This is a genomic window from Poriferisphaera corsica (genome assembly GCF_007747445.1).
GTDB classification, from domain to species: Bacteria; Planctomycetota; Phycisphaerae; order Phycisphaerales; family Phycisphaeraceae; genus Poriferisphaera; species Poriferisphaera corsica.
Window position 1 is genome coordinate 4,114,789 of sequence record NZ_CP036425.1, and the last position, 18,248, is coordinate 4,133,036.

Consider the following 18,248-nt stretch of genomic DNA (forward strand, 5'->3'; position numbering starts at 1 on the left):
TATGCAGAACAATGACCCCAAATACAATTCGCCACACATGCATTACATACCCCCATTCAATCTAGTAAATATCACATCGCTTTTGCGCGCTAAACGAAACAAGACCAATAATTTGAAAAGCCAGTCCCCAAATAATGCTTATCCAGCAGAAACACAAAAAGACACAACAAAATAATCTTCTCACCGCAACCAGGCCAACCACTCACCCCGCTTCATACGTGCATGCAACTCATACGCATCACTCCAGATCCTCTCCTCAATCAATCCGCCTCGCTCACTTTCTCGGGCAGGATCATTTCCTGCTCTTCTTCCTTATCCTCTTTAACTTTCTTTTCCTCACCATTATCCTTTTTCCCTTGCCCCTCAATCTTTTCCACCTCATCTTCCATTCGCTCCACCCTGCCCACATACCCCGGCAACATCACCCGTGAATCACCCACCGCATAATAAATCGCCCCAAGCCGTAACGACAACAACGCTTCACCTATCTCATAGATAGACACGCCATCATCTCCTCCCTCAATCGCGCGCACACCCCGCACTTCCAATTTTCGAACAATCCCCCGTACCTCCCAAAGCAGTCGCGGCAAGATCCGTTTATACGCGCCCCGTTCATCCAGCCGCATTGCTAATCTTAGCAGCGGCGCATACGTTCCTATTCCCGGACGTCCCACGCCACGCTTACCAACCCGCTTACCCGTCTTCGCATCATAATACTTCCGTAAGCTCTTCAGATCCCCCATGCAAAAATCCAGCACCCCCTTCGCCACTTCCCGAACCGTCAACCCGCACCGCTCCGCAACACTCACCACATTATTAATCTGCTCAACACCCCCCGGTGAAAAAATCGGCCCCGGCAGCGGGTCCATCAACGTCACAATCTCCGGCTGCACCAGCGAGTGAATCAGCCCCCCCTCACTTCGTGCATCCAACATCAATCCTCGCGACCGCCTCGCCACATCCAACAACATCTCATCACTCACCGCATTCGCCACCGTCCAAACAAAATCCGGATCGTAATCAATCGTGTAAGAGTTCGTCGCCCCAGCCCCTGTCTGCAAATTAATATAGTTCCGAATCATCCACACACCCTGATCCACATATGCATGTGCCGCATATCCCCGCAGCACACGTACCGCCAAATTTTTATCCTCCTGCCGTTTAAACACAAACCCGCCCATCCAAAGCCCCTCCGCCACCCGTAACGCCTCTGTCGTCCCCGTCGCATCAATCGGCTCAACCGACGCATTCAACCTTCCCCATCGTTCCCACCGCTTTTCGTTAATTTCTATTGTGCGCTTAGTCGGGTACCGCCACGCTACAAAATCCATCTCTCTACCCTCACCAAAACCCTCCACCGCATCACCACTCACAATCAGATGCTCAACCACCATCTTTCGAAGCGCCAAATACATTGCCTCATTCTCCGCCACCGCCGCATACTGCAACAGCATCCCAACATCCACCCCATACACCCATCCCCCATCTCCCCCCATCCCGTTCCCACTACCACCCTCATTCCCCTCAGCACCGACATCGACCCGTGCGATAAACGCGCCATCCTTATCCTTCTCCAACAGTTCCATCACCCGTCCTGCCATCGCCTGTTCATACCCAGTCGCCATCCGCAATTCCGGCTCGCCCGGCCGCATCATCGCACTCACCCATAACGCCCCCATCACCAACAACACACACACCACCACAACCTTCGCCCTCATCGAAAGCTCATTGATCTTCCAAACCCATTTGCGCAGTTTCTCGTTCATGCCCATCATTCTACCAATCACAAGACCAAAATAATCATCTCAAACACATAACAAAATGCTCACACGACAACACCTCTCACACGCTTTCATCTTGTGCGCGCATCCTGCACACACTTCATTTTTTCCGTTCTTTTCTCTCCAAAACCGTCTCGAAACGCGCCGAATTTTTGATTCTTGAACCGTTTCTAACCAAACACTTTTTTCGATCGCTTTCCCTGACTCATCGCGCGAGATCAGCAGTACCAGTAACTTATCAATTATTTTCGTCGACTGACCAAACAGAACGCGCGCACAAATTCAAACACACGTGCGCACAAAACCCATCAATTTACTACTCATAACCACCTAATCACGTCAACTATTTCCCAGTTCATCGCCAACTCAGCTGCGCACTTCTTCAACCACAATAATGTTCCCGCTCACCTCGACAACGCGCACCTCAATCCCGATTTCGATCCATTCACCGCGCGTTACCACATCCACTTTCGCCCCATCAAAGTCCGCCGTACCCGCAGGCCGCAAATCCGTATCTGCTGTGCCCACAGCACCTTCTGATATCTCTCCCTCGCCCAATACTTCCGCGCCAGAAACATCCGACCATCTTTTCGCTTCCTCATCTCGGCCCAAACCCATCCCAACCTCACTCCCGTCAACCAACAACATATCATCCTCCAACACCAAACGATTCAAAAATGGAATCTTCCCGAAATATCTGGTAATAAAGTACATACAAACAACGCTCACAAACGTCCCACCCAAAATACTCAACGTCGAACCCATCACACGCCCCCACTGATATGACGGCGGAAGCGGCACAGGCCCAAACGACGGCCCACCACCACTCGGTACAACCGACAAAACCAAACCCGCGAACATCATCAGAATTCCAAGAATTCCGAGCAGGCCAAAGGTTGGCGTAAATGCAATCTCGATAACGAGTAATACAAATCCAATGAAGAACATGACGATGTGCCACACGTCGGCAAAACCTGCGATGAGCGGAGCGCCGAGCAGAATGATCAGCGCCAGTACTGCGACCGCACCGGCAATACCGATGCCGGGGGTTTGAAATTCCATGTATGCGCCAACAAGCAGCGCGATGACAAGAAAACCACGGATGAGCGGGTTGGTCAAAAATGCGGCAGCGCCTTCACTCCATGTCTGCGGAATAACAATGAGACTATGCGCTGAATAGTACTGTTCTAGCTCTTGATTCGTTGCAATGGTTGCTTTTGATATGCCAATGTCTTGCGCGCGGGTTTGATTGAGTGTGAAGAGTGTGTTGCCGGGATGGACGAGGCCGTTGGGGAGCATGGCGCCACTGGGGAGAACGGAAACCGGCTCCCATGTGCCTTTGAGTTGCGGTTGATTGATGGGTGCGATTTCGTAAGTCACAGCGCCGACGGCGTACGGATCGTCTTTATATAAGGTGGTATCGAAGTCATCGCCATTCACCATCCATGCGTAGTCAGCTTGATTGACGAGATGCCGCTCGCCGGTTTTGGGGTTTTGGATGTAAAAGACCTCAACGCCAAGAACGCACATGGCGTGGAATGGGGCATAGTCCAGACCTGCTTCGCGGGCATTGTCGCGGAACTCTTCGAGGAGGGGCGAAAGCGCTTTTGCGCGTTCGGTGGGCGAGAGTTCGGCGCCGGGTTGGATTGGCGCGCTGTCGCCGATGGTTGAGGCGGGTGACATGACGATTTCATCGCAGGCCGAGGCAAGGAGGATGCCTGCGGAGTAGGCTTTGTTGTTGACCCATGCGATGGTTTCTACGGGGACTTTGACGGGGTCTTTGATGAATTTGGCGATTTCGAGTGCGGCGGGGAGTTCGCCACCAAAGGTGTTGAATTCGAAGACGATGAGCGAGGCGCCTGAGTCAACGGCTCTTTGGACACGTCGTTCCATCGAGGTTTTGACGAAGCTGTAGATTTCGGTTTCAACGGGGATAACGGCGATGGTTGAGCCGGAGGGTTTGGTGGCGGCGAGTGATGGATTATTCGGTGTGAAGTTGGTTGGCGAGCTGCTGATGGCGGACCCGAAGTTGGGGTTGTTGCTGCCATCGATTTCTGGATCGGCATCGGTGCTAGGTTTGTCTGAAAGATCAGCTGACGCGTTCGTTTCTGAGGAGGAGGCAGGGGAGGATGGTCCGTTGGTCCAGTCGAAGATGAGCGGCTGATTTTTATCGGTTTGCTTAGCGTTATCGGCAGACTCGTTGGATGTTTGGGGTGGTGATTGCGGAGGGGTACTAGAGGATTGCTGCGCTTGAATAGAAGGGAAAAGAAGAAGCGTGATCAAGAGCAAGGTGATGATGTAGAACAATCCGCTGTAGCATGCTTGCTTTTTCATAGACCCATTATAGATCGGGATAAACGGGCTGCATCATCATATTTAAGGATCTGGTCGTTTATGTGTGCGAATTTGGGCTTTGGATCGGATGCTTTACGCTGTGAGAGGTAAACGGCGTATATGATGCATCGGCTTCTGACCCCATGACCGACGGTCATGGGCTTGGAGGAAGCGTATTCGAGAAATTACTAAGCTGAGTGAATGGGCGCAATAGAAAAGACAGCAAACGAAAAAGAAACACGTTTGCTGTCTTATCTATCATCTGACCCGAAAGACGCGGCTGAATTTAGAGCGGTATGAAAATTGCGTGTTGAGCATGCCCACCGCCCTGTAACTTAATCCACCCAACCCCCGGAACCCCGGAGGCCCCGGACACCCCGGAAAGGCTTGCCCACTGCTAAGTCTCTGCCTCAAAATCCCGCGGAAGGGATCTTGTACCAAATCCCGGAGATTTGGTACAAAGCGAGGCGGAAAGGGTTGGTGGTGGTTGGGGTGAAGTTCATTAAGGAGGTGGGCAGGGATGACCGGAGCCATCCCTTGCTCACACAACAAACGCAACGCTCTAAATTGTCAGGCATTGGTGCGAGGCACCGATGCGTTTGAAAGCATGAGAGGGGGTAAGGTTTGCGTCTCATGTTTGCCCAGAAGCCCGTGGTGATCTGATGTGCGGCAGGGGGACACTTACTGTTGCGGGTTGGCAGGATTTGGAGTGGTCACTCGTGGCCTGCGGCTCTCGCGGCAAGGAAAGTATCACGCAAGTCGCACTGTAGAAACGCATTAGGTGATGCAGTGGATTGTGTGCTTTCATGAAATAGGACGGAACAAAGGTCGTTCTATTTCACGTGTGCTATAAAAAAAGTAAAAAATATGGAAAAAGGTGAGAAAGTAGGGTTGAAGCGTGATTGAATGTCATTAAGATGCCGTGTTTTACGTCATGTTTAAGTGTTTTGTTCAAGTACAGTTAAAAACTGAGCTGATATGAAATGCGGCAGCGGACAAGTGGTTTGAATATTAATATGTAACAATCAACAAGATTGGGATTTGGAGTAAATACGATGAGCAAGAAGCCGATTCGTGTGACGGTGTGGCATGAGCATGTGCATGAAAAAACGAACAAGACCGTGGCTGAGATTTATCCGGATGGGATGCATGCGGAGATGAAGGCTGCGATTGAAGAATATTTGGGTGAAGATGTTGTTGTGAGAACAGCTTTACTAGAAGAGGCGGAGCATGGCCTGACAGACGAGGTGCTGGCTGAGACGGATGTGATGACGTGGTGGGGACATTGTGCTCACGACCAAGTGGATGACGCGATTGTCGAGAAGGTGCATAAGCGTGTGTTAGAGGGTATGGGCTTAGTGGTGCTGCACTCGGGGCATTATGCGAAGATCTTCAAGAAATTGATGGGTACGAGTTGCTCACTTCGTTGGCGTGAAGCGGCGGAGAAAGAGCGATTGTGGTGCGTGGATGGCGGTCATCCGATTGCGGATGGTTTGGAGGGTGAATTCTTCGAATTGCCTGAAACTGAGATGTATGGTGAGTATTTTGATATTCCGACGCCTGAAGAGACGGTGTTTATCTCTTGGTTTGAGGGTGGCGAAATCTTCAGGTCATGCTGCACATGGACGCGTGGTAAGGGTAAGGTCGTTTACTTCCGGCCGGGACATGAGACGTTCCCGATTTACTACAACAAGGATGTACGCCGCGTGTTGGCAAACAGCGTAAAGTATGTCGCGCCTCGATCGAGTGCTCCTGTGCGTGTGTTTGATGCACCGTGCATTGCAGAGCCTTTGGAAGAGATCAAGGGCGATCACGAAGTGGATCAGTCGTTGCACGAACACTAAAGAAAATGCTTAGTTAAACGATGAAACAGCTGCGGATCTGATTGATTCGCAGCTGTTTTTCTTTATAAATATGAAGAATGCGGTTAGTTTGAGAGCGCTTTGCGTAAATACCCACTTGTTGACCATAAGGTCGTTTACGATTAATTGAGGTATTGTGAGCAATTGTGTGTTTGAGCATATTCATTTTGACGCGTGTGAGGTAATCGATGATTAGACAGTTAGCACATTTGTGTATTCACTCAAAAGATTTGGCGAAGACGGAATGGTTTTACTGCGGGGTGCTTGGGCTGAAGAAGAAATTTACGTTTGAAAAAGATGGGGAAGAATTTGGGTTTTATATTGAATTGGGGGAACGCACATTTATTGAGGTGTTTCAAGGGGAAGTGGCTGGGGAGGGAAATATTAGACATATGGCGATTGAAGTGGATGATATGGAAGCGGTGCGGACGAGTTTAGCTGAAGCAGGCATTGAGGTGGGCGAGAAATCGTTTGGGGCGGATCACGCGTGGCAGATGTGGGTGAAAGATCCGGATGGCAATGCGATAGAGTTTCATGAATATACGGCGAAGGCGATGCAGTTAACAGGCGGCGTATGCAGCGTCGATTGGACGTAGTGATATCGAAAACAAAAACAAACCGCGTCCATTTTCATGGGCGCGGCAGTTCTTCCACTTCCTACAATTCTATTTTGTGTCGTTGTGCTATTGCTGATTAGTGCAGCATCGCTTCTTCATTGAGCGCGTCTTGAAGAGCGCGGCGAGCACGATCACTTTTTTGTTCCATTTTCTGAAGCTGTGACTTCATGGATTTAAGCTGCTTGCGGAGCGAATCATTTTCGTTCTGGAGCTTATTGGGTTGCTGACTTTTCTGCTCGATTTGCGTGAGTTCTTCAAGGGTGGTTTGTGCGGTAATTTCCTGTATCGGCATGCCGGCGAACTCGTGATTTTGATTATCGAGAAAACTGGTGTCTTCCATCGCGGCTTCGGCGAATTCAGAGTAGTCTGTCTGCATTTCTGTTGGCACAGCGGTTGTGGAAGCTGGGGCCGCGACGGCAGCGGCCGGTGCGGATGAGCTGGTGAATGCTACGGTGCCAATGGAGGCGAGTGCAATCACGGCTGCGGCAGACCACGCGAGGTAGCACATCTGACGCATGCGGTAGGTGTGATTGTGAAGGATGGCGATCTTTTCGTTCGCTTCGTCGGCTTGTCTTTGAGCTAGAAGCACGCTGGCGCCGGCAAGTTTCTGGAAGCGGCGGGCTTGGGCTTCGGGTGAGAGATCATCCTTTTCTTCCTGATCATTGAGCAGGTGAGAAGGTTTGAGGAAGCCGGGCTTACCCATAGGCCAACGCTCGGCTTCGGTTTGATTTTCTGATATCTCGTTCCAATCTTCATCCTCATCGGGCGTGCCAACTTCGTCGGATGGGAGTGGAGAGTAATTTTGGCCGCCTAGCACTTGCGCGTTTGGGCGAGCGGGTTCTAATTCGATGGGCTCTTGTAAATCTTGTGGTTGTTTATGAGCAGCTTTCATGCGCGGCGTGTCGTGCTGCTCGATTGGTGCGCCATTGCGTTCGAGGACGAGTCCCATGCCGGGCTGATCTTCGGTGCCTTGTTCGAAGTAGACTTTAACTTCGCGGCGTCCTTCGTTTTGTTGCCATTCGACGGCATTCGCAGAGATACGTCTGCGTACGGTAGTGGCGCTGACGCCGAGTGCGGTTGCTGCTTCTTCGACTGATAACCATTTGCTGAGCATCGGACCCCTCATCTTCCAAGAATAACTGGGTGAGCTGAAACAAGGCCAAACGTGTCAGAGAGAAACGAAAGCGAGGCACGTTGGGCGAACTTAGTGTCATGCAGGCGAGGTGCGTGGATAAGAACGATGAGAAGTAACAGGTAGCCGCGCATGACTGTTTACGTTGTCAGGAGTTTTTTCGTCTGGATGAGGGGATCGCTGAAAGGTGGAGAGGGTAAACCAAATAAAGTTTCTGTGATAGATAAGGAAATGATCGTGTTGTGCGGTTTAGGTAAGAGGAGAGGGGGAGAGGGAATAAAAAAAACGAGCCCTCAGCCGAAGCCGAGGACTCGAGGGGGGGGATCAAATTTGGTGGCGACTGCTGAGGTTACTTAATTGGTAACGGAGTCGCATATAACGCCTTAGGGGTTATCCCTCAAGACAGGTAACATGATAGTGTATCTGAAAATAAAATCAACTCCATGAGTCGGAAAAAGGAAATATTTTCTTTTGATTCAACATACAGGCAAGTCGTGGAACTGTGGGAAATTGAACATGGGAGCTGGGATGCAGATTGTTTTCTTGAGATAGCCAATATTTGCTTGTGTCTTAAATACTTGCGTTTGGGGGTGATATAAGCATAAACCGGTTAACCAGTTTGTCATCGTATGGTATGTCTAATGTTCAACTAGACGAAAGAACCTCAGATTGTAATTTTTACGTTAAAACGAGTTATCCCCAATGTAAATTGTGAGAACGATGTCATGAGAAGAATCGAGACAAGAATTTAACTGAGAATCGTTTCTCGCATTTTAATATATCCAACTAAACCACAAGTTTATTGTTGATAGGCTTGCTGGAATGCTGGGAAACTCGTCTTACTTCGAGAAGGATGTCTTCAAGGTGATGGATTTCCTGAGCGAGTTTTTCCTGCTCTTGGGCGTAGGTTTGTGTTTGGATTTGTTTATTTTCGGGGTGAAGCGCGTGATCAAGCCAAATGTTGTTGCGCGGTGTGATGGGTGTGGTCGTATCGAACGTGTCACCCGAATCATCATGCTCACGGTTTGAAAAAGTCATGGCAATGCCCCTTCTGACTTTTTTGAATGCGATACATCTGAACAAGAAGCAAAGCTGACGGAGGGTGGTGAGATGCGTCCTGTTGGTAACGAAAAACCAGCATCGCCAAGAAAGCAATGCTGGTTAGGAGGGATTTGGTGCTAGTCTGTTCTACTGCCTGTGACACCAACACCAAACAAACAAGGAGACGCCAAAATTCGAGGCCATGACTTCGTGGATTTTGTGACTGCGTTGTCGCTATTCGTCACAAGGTTCAACCACTTGCGAGCTAGGGCAATCTCAACCTGTTGAGTTCGGGAGGAGCGTGTGCTTTGTGGGTTCTGTGTATCTGTTTTCAGTGTTGTGATGGTTACGCTTACGTTGCGTTTCCCTTTGATTCACATGGAATATTAGGTGTGCGACCCTACGATTTCTAGCAATATCACGTAATTTTATTTGTATTTACAGTTTAATTTACGGTACTTTTGTGCCTTTCGTCTATTTTATATTCGCTTACCAAACGCAATAAAACAGACGCGTCGCAAAGTGAATTACGACGCGTCTACTACATTATTTATTCATTTCGGCACGGCTTATAGAAACTATGACTTCTTGGGTTTACGATCTCGCCTGGAGACAACTATCGCGATAAGACCTGTTGCAGCCAGCACAATTGTGCCCGGCTCGGGGATCACAATGAAGCGGCCTAGCAGTGAGAAGTTGGTATTGGATGAGGTCGTGCCAGTGACGATTGTCTTTGTGATCGGTTTGTTTGCCTCTTTCAAACCCAAAAGTTCGACTGTGTAGGTTTGATCATTGATGGTGAACGTTTCGTTTGCGAATGATTTTTCGGGAAGTGAAAACGTGTCGCTTGTTTTGCCAGACCCATTCTGGAAATTGAGATCGAAAGTGAGTTCTTTCGATTCTTTCTCAGGTGAAAGAAAATCGAAAAACAGGCTCATTTGTATAACGGACGGGGTGGTGCCATCGGTATTGGTACCGTTCCAATGATTAAAGGATGCCAGTTCAAATGCTTCGCCGGGATCAACATTGAAAGGGTCGTAGCCGTATTGCGCCTGGAACGTATCCTCGATTCTATAAAGCGGATATGAGTTCACACCAAGACGTAAGCCGTGGTTGCTACCGAAGCGTGAGTAATAGGCATTGGGGTTATCATCGGCTTTGATGTCGATCGTGGTTTCTTTGACTGTGCCTGTAATCGTTGAGGCAGCTAGTGGGAAGGCTGCGCATAGTGCTGTCGTGCAGGCCAATATGACTGTTGGTTTCATGATATATTCCTGGATTCAAATTCGATCATGTCATTCATTTGAACGCTAAGAAATGTCGAGGGGATATCGAAATAGAATTGGGGTTATACCTGTAAGAAGCCTATGGCTGTATGGGATATATCGATTCTGCGGGCAATATTTGTGATGGGCTAACTATCTATTAGGCTTTGCCAATAACATTCGTTGGTACTGATTCGAAAAGAAGGTGCATACCAACAGAAACAGCCACTGAAAGGTCAGTGGCCGTAGAACGCGGAGTCATTGTCTGATTGATCATTGCATCCAGATGAATGAATGCGTGATTAAGAATTCAGCTGCCGATTGCGCGGCTGATTGTAGATTTTGCATTCTAAGTTGTGCGTTTTGTGCGTGTGTTTCTATTTCGCTTCAGTGCAAGTGCGGCTAAGGAAGCAAGGGCAAGTGTGCCGGCGGCTGGTGTTGGAACCGTTGCGGGGATCTCGACGAATTGAGCCAAGATATTTGAGTTACTATTTGAGTAGAGACCGCCGGTGATAAAGTCGGCGTTGATCGCGTTTGGATTGTTACCAAAGCCAAGGAGTTGAAGCGCGTAGGTTACGCCATTGTATGTGAAAGTTTGATCAGAGATCGCGGTGTCTGGGATGCTATAAACATCGGACTCACCTTCAGCGCCAGCATTGAAGTCGAGGTTGAATGTGAAGGTTTGCGGGCCAAGAGAAGCATTATCGCCAGAGAAATTGAGATTCACATTGTACGCGATGGAATCTGGCGCGGTATCAGCAACGGTTTTTCCGTTCCAGTGCGTGATGCCACCCACACTAAACGCTTCTGATGCATCAGTTTCGATTGGGTTATAACCAGCAAGTGTTTGGAGCGTATCTTCGATGGTGTATCCGGGCGACGGATTTTGGCCGAGGCGTATGAGACGATTGTTGTATTCTTCTTTATAGGTTGCATCGGGATTCAGATCGTCATTGATGCTGATTGTGTTGGTGGACACTCGTCCGGTGAACATTGCTGCGGATGCGTTTGATGTTATAAATATTGGCACACCGATAATGAGTGTGGCAATAAAAGCAAAAAATCTTTTTTTATGAATGCGTGCGAATGCCATTGTTTGTACTCCTGAATGACAATGTGTGACAGACGAGTTGTTATGTGAGATGTCGCGGTTTGAGCGTTTGGGATTAATGTGGGCGTTGAACTGCGATGAGGCCGAGAATCGTGAAAGGTTCGGCGAGGGGAGCTGAGGTCACGTCTTTGGGGTTGGTAATGTCGATGAACTCGGCAAAGAGTTTTTCAGTGTTGTGTGTGGCTTTATGCATTTGCGTTGAACGTGTGAGGTTGAGTGGGTCATTGCCGAAGCCGAGAAGGCGAACGGCATAGGTGTGAGTTTCGAGTTGAAAGGAACACCGAGACACATCGTTGTGTGTGATGTAAATGGTATCTCTACCGTGATGGTTATTCTTTGACTCGAGCGCAAAAGTAAAGACGCGCCTGTCTAGATTGGGGTGGTCGAACTGGAGCGTCACGGTCAGGTCGATGGCTTCACGATCAGCGGGGTTGTGGTAATGGCTGATACGACCGATCTCGAATACTGACGCTTTGGTATTTAAAGAACTCATGTCTGCAGTCAGTGTGGTCATGGTTGGAAATTTCATGTTGCAGTGGTCATGAGAGGCGGTTATGGGTGTTGATGGTTTTAGTCGCCAGTTTAAAGAGTGTCTGACCGCATCACGTGCTTGGTTTGTGATGGGTTGCGCCTCTGACACTGCACGGGTTTTTACTGGTTTTTCTTGGGGGAATACTAGGGTGAATGCGGAGGCATTTCCATCGTCCAAACGATTAAATCTGTTGAAATTTGAAGAAATATGATTCAATTTAGCCCCAGGATCATTGTTTACGAATCGGTCTTGACTGTTTGTCACAAACGGGTCAAACAGGTTTAAAGGCGATATTGAGCGGAAGATCAAACCATGCCTGTGATTGTGGGAATTGATGTTTCATTAATGAGATAGCATTGCGAGAAGTGATCGCATGGCTGGGCAATATAAAAACTTGATAAGTCACGTTATTAACCGTCATGGTCTGGGTGAACTGATGAGGGCGATTGGAAGCAAGTGAATTGAGAAGATCTTTAAGTGGAATTGATTCGTTGAGGTAAATTTTATCAGGACGATCAAAGTAAAGGTTTATTTTTACGCTTAGCTGACTGAATTGGTCATCTCGCGATGATTGGTTACAGCGGATGGATAGAGATCCGAGTTGAACTGCAGTTTTTGGAGTCAGTTTTACAGATTGAAGCGATGATGACGTTTGCACAATAGTTGCATGACTTGTAATGCGCTTATGAGAATCGATAAAAAATTGATTACTGTTGTTTGTTTGCCAATTGACCTGCTCAAATCGGTTTGACGGTGATGTGATGATGTTGATTTCCGCAAGCCCGCGACATGTTGTATTGCTTGTAAATCCAAGCACTGTAAGCATAAAGAGGCTCATCAAAAAAGCTACGGGAATGAAGAACACAAATTGTTTAGTGAATAGCTTTTTCATGGTAAAAAAAGACGTCGTTGAAAAGGATCAATGACGTCTTGTCTCGTGTTAGCGTTCGTTGACTACACAGGAAAACAAAGATAACGCGTTGATCAGGATCTTCGCCGCTTAAGAAAGAGTAGAGCTAATGCTGAGATAGCCATGCTTCCAGTTGCGGGGAGTGGTACTGTTGCGGGGATGAGTTGAAAATGAAGGTTGCTTGTCATCACACGGTTGTTGTTTGTGATGAGCGAAAGTGAGTAGATGTCGGGGCCATTGGTTTTAAACCCAAGCATTTGCAGCTGATATTCGATACCATCAATACTGACGATTTGCTCTGCGATATCATCAGCGATAAGCACTGCTTGTGTACCATCACTGTTATCCTGCAATTGAAAATCAAAAGTAAATGTTTCTGCAATGCCAGGAATTGTGATAGCGGTTTCGAATGATTCGATCATGGAACCATCTTCAATATTACCTGCGTAAAAGTAGAATTTAGCGGCTTTGAATGGATCGGTAAGCTCGGTTCCTGGTCGGATGTATGAGCCATTAATACGGACGACTGTAGGAGGGCTGTACCAGTTGTTAGGCCTACCTGTATAGAGTATTTCACCGACACCTGTATGGGGCGCTTCGCTCCATATTGCGTTTTCAGGTTGTTCATCGGGCACATTAAAATAAGAGTTTGTGTAGCCAGAACGTGTCACGGGCACGGTTGCAGCAATCAGCTTTGAGCATGGCATTGCGCTGATGAACACAAAAGTGATCAGTGGAACCAGCGAAAGAAGAATCCAGTCGCAGCGTGATTGATTTATAGCAACAGGTGCGTTTTGCATCTTTGGGCTAACCCTTGATTTGTTTAGTTACCGATACTTGCGCTCAGCACGCTCACCGAATGGATTCACGTGCGAGCAATTCAAGATCTGACGGTTAAGCCAGATCTTGAAAATCAACCTCGACAGGAGATTGATGCGGGGGTGTTGTTATCCGACCCCCACCTTCAAGGTGGGGTTAAACTCAATCCGTAGCCAGAAGTGCCTGAGTGGGGTTTCGTTATTATGAGCCGCAGATGAAGATGGCATCTCGCCGGCTCTTGGCTGTAATCACTGTTTAATCAATCATTACAAGCTTTTTATTTGTTATTATTTTGATTCTCTCACTGTTTAACTGATACTCGGGATCAGGAAGTGGGAATGCTGTCGATCACTTATGTGGTACGCCAATATTAGGGGATATGCCCTACTCATTTCAACATTACACTTAAAAAATATTGCTTGATCCCAATTTTGTATTGCGGCATTTGTGACAATTATTCTCGATTTTGTAATTAATAAGACTTTGTCTATTAAAACAATCATTAAAAAAACCACAGCAATGCTGTGGCTTCAACGATTCTATATGTGACTTTCATGTAATAACAATCTGTAGCACATTGACACAAACAATGATCATCGGCGACGCTTGAGAGCAGCCAATCCCATAAGGCCGAGCGTAATCGAAGCAGTCGCTGGGGTTGGAATGGGGGGTGTTGGCACCACCTTTTTCATTTGAAAGTAAATATCCCCAGAGTTTGTACGGTTGTTCGATGTACAGGTTGATGAACTGATTGTGTTGCCATTATCTTTAGAGAAGCCAAGCATCTGCATTTGATATTCGTTGTTACCGATTTTGATCACGGGATCCGCAATGCTATCAATGACACTCAGCTTGATTGAGTTGTTGTAATCATTGAGTTTGAGGCCAAAACTAAATTTTTGACTTGAGCCAGGCATTTGAAGTGTAAAGTCGATGTACTTATGCGCGGTACCGTTATAGACGGTTGGCCCTGCGAAAGTGTAATATTCCATACCCTTAAAGGGGCTGCTGGTTAATCGACTTATTTCTGAGTAAGAGAAGTATTCCGCATTGTTGCGAATAACATGGGGTGCTGTTGATGACCAGCTATCACCGGTATAGAGAATCTTCCCCACACTGGTGTGGTTTGTGACATACCCCTCTGCATTCCAAGGCTGACCGCTTGATGGCAGTTCAATACCTGCTTTAGCCCAGCCAGAGTAAAAGGCTGCATTGGCTTGTGTTATGCAGATCAAACACGACGCAGTCAATAAAGTGAATGTACGCCTTACGCTCATATATCTATCTCTCCCTATTGAACAGTTAGACCGGTATCCCAGCAGCTTGCACGATCCATTGATCGTCATCACGGCAAGCAGATAGCGTTCGCAAACCTCTCCAAGATTTACGCAGCAGCACAACGCCGCCAATTTATGATGTCGTCTCTGTTTCCCTGAATTAGACTATTGCTACATCTCCCGCCATATCCGCCCCCAGTTTGGCAATAGATCCAATCTAAGAATGGCATATACGTACCCAATTGACCACAAGATGGCTGCGACAATTTGCAATCTATACGCTGCGATTTCTAATCGCACCGGTCAGGCAGGCTAGCTGATAACGAATATAGCGACTAGGGTATTCGAGCTGTAGGCATTTTGGCAACCCCGTCCAATAACCTCTTGCATCCTCACCAAAGTCTAATCTTCACCCTGATTTCTGCATTGATCACCAAACAGCTATAATCCCTCTTCCTCACTCACATGTGGGCCATTATGCCTGTGGCACGACCTGCCCCACAGCCCACTAAACCCTACAGACAAGATCATCCATGAAACAGCTTTATCTCAGAAATATCGCGGTCATCGCTCACGTCGACCACGGAAAAACCACCCTCACAGACCAGATGCTCTACCAATCGGGCATGTTCCGTACCGAAGATCTGGACAAACTGGCAGGCGGTCAGCACAACCTCATCATGGATACAGGCGATCTTGAGCGAGAACGTGGCATCACCATTACCTCCAAAAACTGCTCGGTTCGATATGACGGATCTGATGGGAATGAGTACAAAATCAACCTGATCGACACGCCGGGCCACGCCGACTTTGGCGGCGAGGTCGAACGTGTCCTAAAAATGGCAGATGGCTGTCTGCTCGTCGTCGATTCCTTCGAGGGCCCGATGCCTCAGACGCGTTTTGTGCTCGAAAAGGCCTTAAGCCACGGCCTCAAGCCGGTTGTCGTCATTAATAAAATCGACAAACCCAACGCTCGCCCCGATGACGTGATCAACGAAGTCTTTGACCTGCTCAGCGATCTTGAAGCTCCGGATGATTGTCTCGACTTCCCGGTCGTGTTTGCCTCGGCAAAGGATGGCTGGGCGACGACCAATGGCGATCGTCTCGGCGAAGATCATCCACGTGATGTCCGCGAACTGTTCGAAACGATCATCCATGAGGTTCGTCCACCTGCTGTGAGCGCCATGGAGGGAATCGAAGACGAGCCATTACAGATGATGGTGACCACGATCATCTATTCAGAATACGTTGGCCGTATCGCGGTTGGGCGTGTTGAAGCGGGCACGATCAAGTCAGGCACACCTGTTACCGTGGTGAAACGTGTTGACAGCGAACATAAAAACCAACGTGTTTTACAGGTTCAGCAGTTCGAAGGCCTCACACGAACTGACGTTGAAAACGCAATTGCTGGCGATATCTGTGCGGTTACCGGCCTCGATGGCATCGACATCGGCGACACCATTGCCTGTGCAGAAAACCCACTCGCCCTTGATGCGGTCATGATCGATGAGCCGACGCTCACGATGACCTTCCGTGTGAACGATTCGCCGTTCGCGGGGCAGGACGGCAAGTTTGTAACCTCGCGTCAGGTCTGGGATCGCTTGCAGCGTGAATTGCAATCAAATGTTGCCTTGCGTGTTGAGCCGGGCGATTCACCAGAGCAGTTCCAAGTATCGGGCCGCGGCCTCATGCACTTGGGTGTCCTCGTTGAAACGATGCGCCGTGAAGGTTATGAGCTTTCAGTTGGTAAGCCCCGCGTGATCTATAAGAAGATCAATGACAAAGTGCACGAGCCGATCGAGCAGCTCGTCGTCGATTGCCCCAGCGAGTGCCAATCAGACGTGATGAGTCTGGTCGCCAATCGCCGAGCTGAAATCATTAAGATGGACCCGAAACCGGGTGCGGGCGATTACATTCATATCGAATTTACCATCCCTGCTCGCGGCTTGATTGGCTTACGAACCCGTATGCTAACCGCCACGCAAGGCCGTGCAATCATGCACCACACACTGCTCAAGTACGAGCCTCTCCGCGGCGAAGTCCCCAAACGCCCGCTTGGCGTCATGGTCGCTACCGACACCGGCCAGGTCACACCCTATTCGCTCGACCGCCTCTTTGATCGTGGCAACTTCTTCGTTCAGCCCGGCGATAAAATCTACGAAGGCCAAATCGTCGGCGAGCACTGCAAGGACAACGACATCACCGTTAACCTTGTCATCAATAAGAAGCATTCAAACGTCCGCGCCGCAGGCTCTGACGATGAAACAAAGGTGAAACCCGCCCGTATTCTCAGCCTTGAAGCCTCGATGGAATACATCGAGGAAGATGAGCTTGTCGAGGTCACACCAGAGCACGTACGCATGCGTAAGTACCTGTTGAGCGAATCAATTAGGCGCCGTGAAGCTCGCAAAGGCAAAGCCTCCAAATAACCGGCTTCACACACCCTTATTCCGCTTTTCACATCGCTGTGACAGGCCTGCGAAATAAGGTTGTCATCGCAATTCGGTTTATGTTATAATCGAGCTTGTAACGATGGTTACCCCTAGCTGATGGGTCACTCAGCCTAAAACAGATCAACCACCCCCACCCGACTCCTTGGCCATTGGCCAAGGGGTTTTTTTGTGGCCTCAAAGCCATAGCTCATACTCACTCAAACGCACGCTAGTACGCTCATCCAACCTCATTCTGCCGAGAATGCGCCGCCGTATCTGCTCACATGTCGCGTCCGCTTTCCAACCTCACACACCAATCGCTTATCACCCCCCCTATTCACCCTAACGTCTCAGATCGTGTTCAGTGTGTATGACATGAAGGGAATGTACAGATTGCACCCCCCAATTAGACCTTGTTTTCGTACTGATTTGCCATCGTGATAGTGGTACTCAGGCATTTAGATGGAAATAATAGTTTGTAGCTGGGAGTATTAAGCACAACTCGCCCACAGGCCAAATCACTCAAATAGGCTCCTCACCACACAATCACGCTTTCCGCTACAATCGGCCGCCCCAACCTCGGCCACTCTGCACACGCACGTTACGCTTACTCTGCACAGTATCTTTCACGGAGCATTCGCATGGGAGACAAACTTGTACTACCACAATTATCGCGGCTGGACGTCACGGACGAATCTCGCTTCTACCGAATCGCTTTCCGAGAAGGCAAGGTCGATGGCACAGCCGTGCGCGAACTCTATGAAGTGACCATGCAACTCGTCGATCACGATAATTCCATCCGTATGCTCGTTGATCTCACCGGCGTCCACTTCCTTCCATCGGGCGGACTTGGCATGCTCGTCACCATCCGCAAACGCTTTCTCTCAATCGGCGGCCAGCTCCACATACTCGTCCCCGACGAGCAAGTAAAAGAAGTCTTCGCCGTCACCAACCTCGACAAACTCCTCCACCTATATGGCAACGACCACGAAGCAGTCAACGCATTCAAACATTAAGGCAAAATCACAGACATTGAGAGCCACTTGCATCATGACATGCCACTTACTCGATCAGAGTAATCGGCAGCAAGACGATGTTATTCACGATTATTACGAAATGACTCACCGATCACCGC

At 48.7% G+C, this 18,248-nt stretch carries 15 protein-coding genes; 5 read left to right on the plus strand and 10 right to left on the minus strand.

Features of this window, described 5'->3' with window-relative positions:
- Window positions 1-260: 260 nt before the first annotated feature.
- Window positions 261-1,766: a hypothetical protein gene (locus tag KS4_RS16695; protein WP_145080890.1), complete on the minus strand. Its 1,506-nt coding sequence runs from the start codon at window positions 1,764-1,766 to the stop codon at window positions 261-263.
- Window positions 1,767-2,147: 381 nt separating this feature from the next.
- Window positions 2,148-4,115, minus strand: coding sequence for an NfeD family protein (locus KS4_RS16700; RefSeq protein WP_145080893.1), 1,968 nt, complete (start codon window positions 4,113-4,115; stop codon window positions 2,148-2,150).
- Between the two features lie 1,055 nt (window positions 4,116-5,170).
- Here KS4_RS16700 and KS4_RS16705 point away from each other — a divergent pair.
- Together KS4_RS16705 and KS4_RS16710 are read left to right on the plus strand one after the other, a co-directional pair.
- A complete protein-coding gene (locus tag KS4_RS16705; RefSeq protein ID WP_145080896.1) occupies window positions 5,171-5,959 on the plus strand; it encodes a ThuA domain-containing protein in 789 nt (262 codons plus the stop codon).
- 206 nt (window positions 5,960-6,165) lie between these two features.
- Entirely contained in the window at window positions 6,166-6,573 is a 408-nt protein-coding gene (locus tag KS4_RS16710) for a VOC family protein (protein WP_145080899.1), read from the plus strand.
- A 97-nt stretch (window positions 6,574-6,670) separates the two neighbouring features.
- Here the strand turns inward: KS4_RS16710 and KS4_RS16715 are convergent, their stop codons facing one another.
- From KS4_RS16715 to KS4_RS16745, 7 genes are all read right to left on the minus strand, one after another.
- A complete protein-coding gene (locus tag KS4_RS16715) occupies window positions 6,671-7,708 on the minus strand; it encodes a MerR family transcriptional regulator (RefSeq protein WP_145080902.1) in 1,038 nt (345 codons plus the stop codon).
- Window positions 7,709-8,512: 804 nt separating this feature from the next.
- Complete coding sequence (locus KS4_RS16720) at window positions 8,513-8,764, minus strand: hypothetical protein (RefSeq protein WP_145080905.1); 252 nt, start codon at window positions 8,762-8,764, stop codon at window positions 8,513-8,515.
- A 581-nt stretch (window positions 8,765-9,345) separates the two neighbouring features.
- The gene (locus tag KS4_RS16725) at window positions 9,346-10,032 is read right to left on the minus strand and encodes a choice-of-anchor K domain-containing protein (RefSeq protein ID WP_145080907.1); all 687 of its coding nucleotides are present in this window, start codon (window positions 10,030-10,032) and stop codon (window positions 9,346-9,348) included.
- A gap of 349 nt (window positions 10,033-10,381) precedes the next feature.
- The gene (locus KS4_RS16730) at window positions 10,382-11,125 is read right to left on the minus strand and encodes a choice-of-anchor K domain-containing protein (protein WP_145080910.1); all 744 of its coding nucleotides are present in this window, start codon (window positions 11,123-11,125) and stop codon (window positions 10,382-10,384) included.
- Between the two features lie 73 nt (window positions 11,126-11,198).
- The gene (locus KS4_RS16735) at window positions 11,199-11,672 is read right to left on the minus strand and encodes a choice-of-anchor K domain-containing protein (RefSeq protein WP_145080913.1); all 474 of its coding nucleotides are present in this window, start codon (window positions 11,670-11,672) and stop codon (window positions 11,199-11,201) included.
- Window positions 11,673-11,946: 274 nt separating this feature from the next.
- Window positions 11,947-12,501, minus strand: a complete 555-nt coding sequence (locus tag KS4_RS16740) for a hypothetical protein (protein ID WP_145080916.1) — start codon at window positions 12,499-12,501, stop codon at window positions 11,947-11,949.
- A 158-nt stretch (window positions 12,502-12,659) separates the two neighbouring features.
- Window positions 12,660-13,307, minus strand: coding sequence for a choice-of-anchor K domain-containing protein (locus KS4_RS16745; RefSeq protein ID WP_145080919.1), 648 nt, complete (start codon window positions 13,305-13,307; stop codon window positions 12,660-12,662).
- A 147-nt stretch (window positions 13,308-13,454) separates the two neighbouring features.
- Here KS4_RS16745 and KS4_RS18050 point away from each other — a divergent pair, with 147 nt between their 5' ends.
- Complete coding sequence (locus KS4_RS18050; protein WP_261341878.1) at window positions 13,455-13,577, plus strand: hypothetical protein; 123 nt, start codon at window positions 13,455-13,457, stop codon at window positions 13,575-13,577.
- Between the two features lie 420 nt (window positions 13,578-13,997).
- On the opposite strand, the gene KS4_RS16750 is transcribed toward KS4_RS18050, so the two are convergent.
- Window positions 13,998-14,681 carry a hypothetical protein gene (locus KS4_RS16750; protein WP_145080922.1) on the minus strand — a complete coding sequence of 228 codons (684 nt, stop codon included), beginning with the start codon at window positions 14,679-14,681 and terminating at the stop codon, window positions 13,998-14,000.
- 533 nt (window positions 14,682-15,214) lie between these two features.
- Between KS4_RS16750 and typA the strand changes: the two genes are divergently transcribed.
- A complete protein-coding gene (gene typA, locus KS4_RS16755) occupies window positions 15,215-17,110 on the plus strand; it encodes a translational GTPase TypA (RefSeq protein ID WP_145080925.1) in 1,896 nt (631 codons plus the stop codon).
- 644 nt (window positions 17,111-17,754) lie between these two features.
- Complete coding sequence (locus KS4_RS16760) at window positions 17,755-18,129, plus strand: STAS domain-containing protein (RefSeq protein WP_145080928.1); 375 nt, start codon at window positions 17,755-17,757, stop codon at window positions 18,127-18,129.
- The last annotated feature ends 119 nt before the right edge of the window (window positions 18,130-18,248 follow it).

Excerpts from the sequence above, each read along its gene's own strand:
- KS4_RS16730 (WP_145080910.1), bottom strand. The coding sequence starts at position 11,125 with ATGGCATTCGCACGCATTCATAAAAAAAGATTTTTTGCTTTTATTGCC.
- KS4_RS16760 (WP_145080928.1), top strand. The coding sequence starts at position 17,755 with ATGGGAGACAAACTTGTACTACCACAATTATCGCGGCTGGACGTCACG.
- KS4_RS16705 (WP_145080896.1), top strand. The coding sequence starts at position 5,171 with ATGAGCAAGAAGCCGATTCGTGTGACGGTGTGGCATGAGCATGTGCAT.
- KS4_RS16735 (WP_145080913.1), bottom strand. The coding sequence starts at position 11,672 with ATGAAATTTCCAACCATGACCACACTGACTGCAGACATGAGTTCTTTA.
- KS4_RS16715 (WP_145080902.1), bottom strand. The coding sequence starts at position 7,708 with ATGCTCAGCAAATGGTTATCAGTCGAAGAAGCAGCAACCGCACTCGGC.
- KS4_RS16695 (WP_145080890.1), bottom strand. The coding sequence starts at position 1,766 with ATGAACGAGAAACTGCGCAAATGGGTTTGGAAGATCAATGAGCTTTCG.
- KS4_RS16720 (WP_145080905.1), bottom strand. The coding sequence starts at position 8,764 with ATGACTTTTTCAAACCGTGAGCATGATGATTCGGGTGACACGTTCGAT.
- KS4_RS16710 (WP_145080899.1), top strand. The coding sequence starts at position 6,166 with ATGATTAGACAGTTAGCACATTTGTGTATTCACTCAAAAGATTTGGCG.
- KS4_RS16700 (WP_145080893.1), bottom strand. The coding sequence starts at position 4,115 with ATGAAAAAGCAAGCATGCTACAGCGGATTGTTCTACATCATCACCTTG.
- KS4_RS16725 (WP_145080907.1), bottom strand. The coding sequence starts at position 10,032 with ATGAAACCAACAGTCATATTGGCCTGCACGACAGCACTATGCGCAGCC.
- typA (WP_145080925.1), top strand. The coding sequence starts at position 15,215 with ATGAAACAGCTTTATCTCAGAAATATCGCGGTCATCGCTCACGTCGAC.
- KS4_RS16740 (WP_145080916.1), bottom strand. The coding sequence starts at position 12,501 with ATGCTTACAGTGCTTGGATTTACAAGCAATACAACATGTCGCGGGCTT.
- KS4_RS16750 (WP_145080922.1), bottom strand. The coding sequence starts at position 14,681 with ATGAGCGTAAGGCGTACATTCACTTTATTGACTGCGTCGTGTTTGATC.